Origin of the sequence: Kutzneria sp. 744 (assembly GCF_000568255.1) — a bacterium.
Taxonomy (GTDB): domain Bacteria; phylum Actinomycetota; class Actinomycetes; order Mycobacteriales; family Pseudonocardiaceae; genus Kutzneria.
Genome location: NZ_KK037166.1, coordinates 10,043,154 through 10,050,162, shown reverse-complemented (window position 1 = coordinate 10,050,162; position 7,009 = coordinate 10,043,154). Strand labels below are relative to the sequence as shown.

At 71.3% G+C, this 7,009-nt stretch carries 7 protein-coding genes; 2 read left to right on the top strand and 5 right to left on the bottom strand.

The features are described from left to right. A partial coding sequence (locus tag KUTG_RS62475) for a PLP-dependent cysteine synthase family protein (RefSeq protein WP_232241294.1) occupies positions 1-1,510 on the bottom strand: 1,510 nt, incomplete at its 3' end. Positions 1,511-1,565: 55 nt separating this feature from the next. Here KUTG_RS62475 and KUTG_RS45925 point away from each other — a divergent pair. Beyond that, a complete protein-coding gene (locus tag KUTG_RS45925; RefSeq protein WP_198047565.1) occupies positions 1,566-2,492 on the top strand; it encodes a GHMP family kinase ATP-binding protein in 927 nt (308 codons plus the stop codon). Positions 2,493-2,522: 30 nt separating this feature from the next. On the opposite strand, the gene KUTG_RS45920 is transcribed toward KUTG_RS45925, so the two are convergent. Further along, positions 2,523-3,206 (bottom strand): TetR/AcrR family transcriptional regulator C-terminal domain-containing protein, encoded by a 684-nt coding sequence (locus tag KUTG_RS45920; protein ID WP_043726218.1) that lies wholly within the window; start codon positions 3,204-3,206, stop codon positions 2,523-2,525. A 90-nt stretch (positions 3,207-3,296) separates the two neighbouring features. Here KUTG_RS45920 and KUTG_RS45915 point away from each other — a divergent pair, with 90 nt between their 5' ends. Beyond that, a complete protein-coding gene (locus KUTG_RS45915; RefSeq protein WP_043726217.1) occupies positions 3,297-4,922 on the top strand; it encodes an MFS transporter in 1,626 nt (541 codons plus the stop codon). Between the two features lie 120 nt (positions 4,923-5,042). Here KUTG_RS45915 and KUTG_RS45910 read toward each other — a convergent pair whose 3' ends face one another. From KUTG_RS45910 to KUTG_RS45900, 3 genes are read right to left on the bottom strand one after another with little or no spacing between them, the layout of a single operon-like run. After that, complete coding sequence (locus tag KUTG_RS45910) at positions 5,043-5,726, bottom strand: thioesterase II family protein (RefSeq protein WP_084580587.1); 684 nt, start codon at positions 5,724-5,726, stop codon at positions 5,043-5,045. A gap of 18 nt (positions 5,727-5,744) precedes the next feature. Next, the gene (locus tag KUTG_RS45905) at positions 5,745-6,707 is read right to left on the bottom strand and encodes a chlorinating enzyme (protein ID WP_043726215.1); all 963 of its coding nucleotides are present in this window, start codon (positions 6,705-6,707) and stop codon (positions 5,745-5,747) included. Then, positions 6,704-7,003 (bottom strand): hypothetical protein, encoded by a 300-nt coding sequence (locus KUTG_RS45900; RefSeq protein ID WP_043726214.1) that lies wholly within the window; start codon positions 7,001-7,003, stop codon positions 6,704-6,706. The genes KUTG_RS45905 and KUTG_RS45900 overlap by 4 nt, the downstream gene beginning before the upstream one ends. Between the last annotated feature and the right edge of the window lie 6 nt (positions 7,004-7,009).

Genomic DNA, 7,009 nt, shown 5'->3' with positions numbered 1-7,009 from the left:
CCGGCTTCACCACACAGGGCAGGCCGACCCGGGCCACCGCGGCGGCGATCTGGTCCGGCGCGGTCACGGCGGCGAACCGCGGCTGGCGGACACCGTGCTCGGCCAGCCGCTCCCGGAGCAGGGCCTTGTTCCGGCACACCCGGGCCGCGTCGGGCGCGCAGCCCGGAAGACCCAGCCACGCCGCCAGTTCCGCGGCGGAGTCCACATAGAACTCACTGGTCGTGACGACACCGGAGAGTTCCTCACGCCGGAACCGGTCCAGGATCGCCCGGCGCAGTTCCCGCTGGGAGCTGGTGTCACACCGCACCACGGTGCACCCGGTGTCCGCGAGTCCCGAGTACCGCTCGGGTCGGTCGGTCAGCAGCACCGGCTCGAACCCGAGCGCGTCCGCGACCCTCAGCGCCTGCATGCCGGTGCCGGTGGTGTTGGACTCGATGTGCAGCAGCCGTTCCCGCCGCGGCGGGGCGTACGGCTTCGTCGACCGGGTCCAGCCGGCCACGGTCTCCCCCGGTTCGATGTCCGCGGGCCGGTCGGCCAGGTCGTGCCGATCGAGGTCGTGCTCGGCCCAGTAGGCGTCGTCGTAGACGGTGTCCACGTAGCGGTCGCCGCGGTCGGGGAAGATGCCGACGATGCGCGTGCCCGGCCGCGCTTCCCGCGCGATGTGCTTGAGCACGCGGTACACCGAGCCCGAGGTGTTGCCGGCGAACAGGCCCTGCTCCCGGGCGAGGTCGCGAGTGGACTGGAACGCCTCCCGGTCGTTGAGCCAGTGCACCTCGTCGATCAGGCGGCGGTCGAGGTTCTTGGGATGCAGGCTGTTGCCGAGCCCGCTCTGCAGCCGGCCGGGCCGGTCGGGCTGGTCGAACAGGACGCTGCCGGCGCTGTCGACGCCCACCACGTGCAGGTCCGGGTGGCGTTCACGCAACGCCCGCGAGGTGCCGCACAGCGAACCGCCGCTGCCGACCGAGCCGACCAGCACGTCGAACGGGCCCACGTCCTCGACGAGTTCGTCGGCCAGCGCGCGATAGCCCGCCGGGTTGTCCGGATTGGTGTACTGGTCCGGCCAGAACGCGCCGGGCAGCGTCTCGCGCAGGACGGCCAGCCGTTCGAGGCGGGCGCTCTGCCAGCCGGCGCCCGACATCGCCGCCACCACATGGACTTCGCACCCGAGCCCGCGCAGCTTGGCCAGGGTGATGCGGTCGATGCGGGGATCGGTGACGATGTGCACCGGATGCCCGAGCGCGGCGCCCACCAGCGCGACGCCCAGCGCCATCGTTCCCGAGGAGCTCTCGATGATCGGCGCCCCCGGCGCCAGCAGGCCGTTGCGGCGGGCGCCCAGGATCGTGCTCCTGGCCACCCGGTCCTTCATGCCGTAGACGTTCTGGGCCTCGAGTTTGGCATACGCCACAACACCTTCCCGCCCGTCGACCCGCAGGCGGACCACCGGCGTGTGCCCGATCGCATCCACGACACTCTCGAAAAGCACATCGAACTCCTGGCGTGTGCGCGACATCGATGCGTACCATCTTGGCAGGACGTTTGTTCATTTGGCTAGACCGAGCGAGCGGGTGGGGGGTCGACTCCTGGACGACGTGGCCACGAAGCAGGCGTGCCACCGCGAGCCGGCCGGGGACAGCGTCGGCCGGGGCACTGCGTACGGCACGTTCGGCGAACTGCTGCAGGGGGTGCTTTTCGAGAACGGCCTCGACTTCCTCGTCACCCTGCCGATCGCCCAGTTCTCGACGGCGATCTTCCACGCCCGCGCGGACGACGACGAGGTGCGGGTGGTTCCCGGCCCCAAGGCGAAGTCACGGCTGCTGGCCGAGCGCATCCTGCGCGCCTACGCGCCGCGCGTCGGCGGCCTGCTCCAGCTGAGCAGCACCTTGCCGGTGGGCAAGGGATTCGCCAGCTCCTCGGCGGACCTGGTGGCCACGGCGCGGGCCGTCGCCGACGCGCTCGGCATCGTCATCGACGAGCGCACGCTGGAGGACTTCCTGCGTGACATCGAGCCCTCCGACGGCGTCATGTACTCCGGGGTGGTGGCCTACTACCACCGCGAGGTGCGGCTGCGAGAACGGCTCGGCTTCCTGCCACCGCTGCTGATCGTCGGCCACGACGAGGGCGGCATGGTCAGCACCATCGAGTTCAACCGCAGGCCCAAGTCCCTCACCGACGCGGACAAGCGCGAGTACGACGACCTGCTGCGCACGCTGACCCGCGCGGTGCGCGAGGTCGACCTGCCCACGCTGGGGGCGGTCGCCACCCGCAGCACCGAGAAGAACGCCAAGCTGCTGCCCCGCAACCATTTGGCCGACCTCAAGCGGATCTGCGCCACTGCGGGCGGGCTGGGCGTGGTCGCCGCGCACAGCGGCACCATGCTGGGCATCCTGTTCGCCGACGACGAGGACGGCGCCGCCGCGGCGCGAAAGGCGCGGGAGCTGTGCCAGCAACTGCCCGGCACCGTCTCCGTGCACCGCTCACTCGGCTCCGCCTGACGACCGGCGAAGCCCTGATCGTCGCGGCGCCTACCCGCGCTGCGCCGCCGAACGCGCCGCGACGCGGGCTTCCAGGCCGTCCAGGATGACGTCGAGGCCGAAGGCGAAACCCTGCTCGGCGAAGCCGCTCTGGTCCTCGCTCTCCAGCGCGGCGATGCGGGCCCGCAGCCGCGGGAACCGCTCGGCGATCTCGCGGGCCGAGGACACGATCTCGCTCATCCGCTCGTCCTCGCGGACGGCGTCCGTCCGGGCCCCGAGGTCGGCGGTGTCGGCGGTGGCCTGGCCGAGCAGGAACGTGAACACCGTGTGCAGCGCCCAGTCCAGCTCCGCGTCCGCGAAGCCGGCCGCCTCGTAGATGGCGTAGGCGTGGTCCCGGTAGCGGGCGATGCCGGGGCCGTAGACCGGCTGACCGGTCATGGCGTGGACCACCCAGCGGTGCCGGCGGAACATGGCGTGCGCCTCGACCATCTGGGCGCTCGCCGCCGCCCGCCAGCCGAGCGTGTCCGGATCGGGCAGCGGCAGCTCGTCCCAGACCCGGTCGCAGGCCAGCGAGACCAGGTTCTCCTTGTTGCCGACGTGCCAGTACACCGCGGTCGCGGCCGACCCCAGCCGTTCGCCGAGCCGCCGCATGCTCAGTCCGTCGACGCCCTCGGCGTCGAGCAGCTCGACAGCGGCCAGAACGACCCGGTCCCGGGTCAGTGTCTCCCTCGGCATGGCCTCAACAGTAGGCCACTTGCACACCGTTCAAGTCGACTTGTACAGTGTGCAAGTCAGATCAGGTGAAGGCGAACGGGAAGGGTTCCCATGACGACACGGGACGATCAGCTGAGCCGGCCTCCCAGCGGGGAACCCGCGCCGGCCAGGCACGGCGGGCTCGTCCTGCTGGCCGTCGCCCTCGGCACGATGGTGGTGCAGCTCGACGGCACGGTGGTGTCCATCGCCAACCCCTCGATCGCCAGCGGCCTGCACGCCAGCCTGTCGAGCATCGCCTGGGTCGCCACCAGCTACCTGCTGGTCATCGCCGCCCTGCTGATCCCGGCCGGCGCCGTCGCCGACCGCATCGGCCACAGCCGGGCGTTCCTGATCGGCATCGCCGGCTTCTCGCTCGGCTCGGTGGTCTGCGGCCTGTCCACCTCGATCGGCATGCTGATCGGGGCCCGCGTGCTCGTCGGCGTGTTCGCCGCGTTGCTGACCCCGGCCGGGCTGGCGGTGCTGAGGTCCTCCATCGCGCCGGACAAACTCGGCCGGGCGTTCGGCGTGTACGGCGGCATCTCGGCCCTCTCGCTGGCCGGCGGCCCCGTGCTCGGCGGGCTGATCGTGCAGTACGCGAGCTGGCCCTGGGTCTTCTTCATCAACCTGCCGGTCGGCATCGTCGCCGTCGCGGTCGGCCTGCTGGTGATCCCGCGCAAGACCGAGCACCGGCCGGCCCCGCTGGACGTGGTCGGCGCGATCACCCTCACCCTGGCCATGACCGCCATCGTCTGGGCGATCAACGGCGTGCCGGTCTGGGGCTGGACCTCGGTCAACACGCTGGGCGTGCTGATCGTCGGCCTCGTGCTGGCCGGGGTCTTCGTCGTGCTGCAGAAGCGGGTGCGCCATCCCATGGTGCCGCTGAGCCTGTTCCGCAACCGCACGTTCTCCGCGGGTTCCGTGCTGATGCTGGTGTCCCGCCTCGCCTTCTACGCCATCGTCTTCTACCTGACCTTCTACCTACAGGGCGTGCGCGGCGACGACCCGGTCGGCGCGGCCGTCGCGCTGCTGCCGCTCACCGCGGTGTTCGCGGTGTCGGCCCCGCTGGCCAGCCTGCTCATGGCCAAGCTCGGCATGCGTTGGACGCTGGTCATCGGCGCCGTGCTGACCGCGGTCGCGCTGTTGGCGCTGCTGCGCCTCGGCGTCGACTCCAGCGGGACGACCCTGGCACTGCCGCTCGTGCTGTGCGGCTTCGGCATCGGGTTCTTCATGGTGCCCGCGATGCAGGCGATCGTCGGCAGCGCGCCGGTGGACAAGGCCGGCGCCGCCTCCGGTGTGCAGCAGTCGGCGGCGCAGATCGGCAGCACCCTCGGCGTCGCGGTCTTCGGCAGCGTCATCTCCACGTTCGTCGCCACGAACTTCGGCGGGGCGGTGCAGGCCGCCTTCGGTGGCAGCCCGAGCCCGCTGGCCCTCCAGTTCGCCGCCGACCCGACCGTCCGGCAGGCGGTCGGCCTCGGCTTCTCGCCGGCCACCAGCCAGCAGCTGTCCCAGCACCTGATACAGGCCAACGTGCCCGCCGACCAGGTGAACTACCTCACCACCACGCTGACGACGGCCGCGCACAGCACCTTCGTGGACGGCATGCACCTGGTCTTCCTGATCAGCGCCGGCATCACGGTGGTGTCCGGCCTGATCGCGCTGATCATCCGCGAACCGAAGGGAGCCGAGGAGACCGGCTGACCCCTCCCATGCAGGCGCCGGGAGCGACGGCGGAAGTCATTCCCCCCCTTCTCGCCGCTCCCGGCGCCGCCCCACCCGGGCGACGCCGCCTGATGGGCCTGTCCCCGCTGGATAGGAGCGTCACCGTTGAGCCAGCGCACCGAGGATCAGATCGGCCACGCCTTCGGGATTGGCGGCGGCGAGCAGGTGTTCTCCCGGCAGCCGGCGCACCTCGCAGCGTCCCGTCGTGTGGGCCGCCCACGACGTGGGCCGGATGTCGTTCTCACCGCCGACAACCAGGATGTCGCCGGCCACCGTGGTGGCGCGGGTGGCGTCGACCAGCGACTTGGCCAGGCGGAGGTCGTCGCGAATCAGCGGGTAGGCGCCGGCCGCGAGCTCCGGGTCGGCGACCACCTCGGCCGGGATGCGACCACCGGTCGCGGCCAAGGCGGCCACCGCCGTCTCGATGGACCGCACGCCCTCGATGCGGATGTCCTCCCGCACCGACGGCGGCGGGTTGGACGCGGCGACCAACAGCGGAAACGGCGGCCGCTCGACCGCGGCCGCCACCGCCAGACCGAGGTAGGCGCCGAGACTCTCCCCGTACAGGACGTCCACGGGCCCGCCGAGCTGCTCGATGACGTCCCGCACGGCGAGTTCGGCGCGGGTGACGGCCCGTTCCCCGTACCGCCGGCCGTGGCCGGGCAGCTCGACCGCGCGGACCTCGACCCGGTCGGACAGCTTCCGCCGCAGGCGCCGGAAATAGCCGGCCCCGCAACAGGACGGCGGGATGCAGGCCACCACCCGTGCCCCGCGCCGCGTCATCGTGTCATCGCATCCGGGTCACGGCCGGCGGGCCGCGGCCGGACCGACGGGCGTGCCGCGCAGCGTCCGGTCCACGACCTTGTTGTGGCCGTGCTCATCCCGGCCGCTGACCAGCATGGCGCCCCACCGGTCGAGGGAGATGTTGCCGCCGTACTCCTCGATGTGGTCGGTGTCCGGGTAGACGCGCACGGCGGTCGGCACGTACCGGGTGGCGAAACCCATGCGGTAGTCGCGGCCCGTGCTGGTGTTCGGCAGCGACGCGTGCATCAGGGTCGACCAGAAGATGACGCACTGGCCCTTCTCCATCACCAGGGAGAAGGCGTCGTCCTCGTCGGGCGTCCAGTCCGGGTCGATCTGCAGCTGCCGGTAGTCGTAGCCGAAGAAGCCGCGCTTGACGCCGTCCTTGACGCTGGCGTTGATGCGCTCCTGGTCGTAGTCCATGTTCTTGGTCTCGTCGTAGTTCATCTTGTTGTGCGTGCCGGGAATGAGCTGCAGGCAGCCGTTCTCCCGGGTGGAGTCGGTGAACGCGGTCCACACCGTGATCGTGCCGGCGCCGAAGGACTCCTCGGACTCGCCGGGCCACAGCAGCTGCGGCTTGCCGCTGGCGTTGGCGAAGGTGTCGGACTGGTGCCAGTCGGTGCCCTCGTCGCCCGGGTACTTGGGGAAGAACTCGGACCGCCAGCACAGCAGGTCCCGGCCGAGGATCGAGCCCACCGCGCCGACGATCTTCGGGTGGCAGGCGTGCTCGGCCAGCAGGTCGATGTCGAGGTGCCGGTCGTAGTTGAAGATGTTCGGCGCGCCCATGCCCGCGTCGACCTCCGGGTAGGCGGCGTGCGTCCGGTCGAGCGCCTGGCGCTGCACGGACTTCCACAGCTCGGCCATCTCGTCCGGCGGGTAGATCGTCAGCGGCCCGAGGAAGCCGTCGCGGCGGAAGGAGTCGAGCTGTTCGTCGGACAGCGCGAACTCGTCGGCGGTGGTCATGTGAGGCTCCCTTGCTCTGCCGGCTCGGACGGTCCGACCGGCCGCGCCTTGGCGGCGGCGCTGCCGAGGGACTCCTCGTAGGTCGTTCTCCGGTCGAGCACCACGCCGCGGGACTCGCCGAGGAACTTGTTCAGCCTGGAGAAGGTCAGCGAATGACCGCCGACGTCGAGAAAGTTGTCACCGGCGGTGATCTCCGGGTCGTCGAGCTCGGCCCGCAGCCAGGCCACGGCCGATGTTTCGATGTCTGCGGGGCCGGCCTGATCCGGCCCGTCCTCCCGCGTCGCCGAAAACAGCATCGAAGC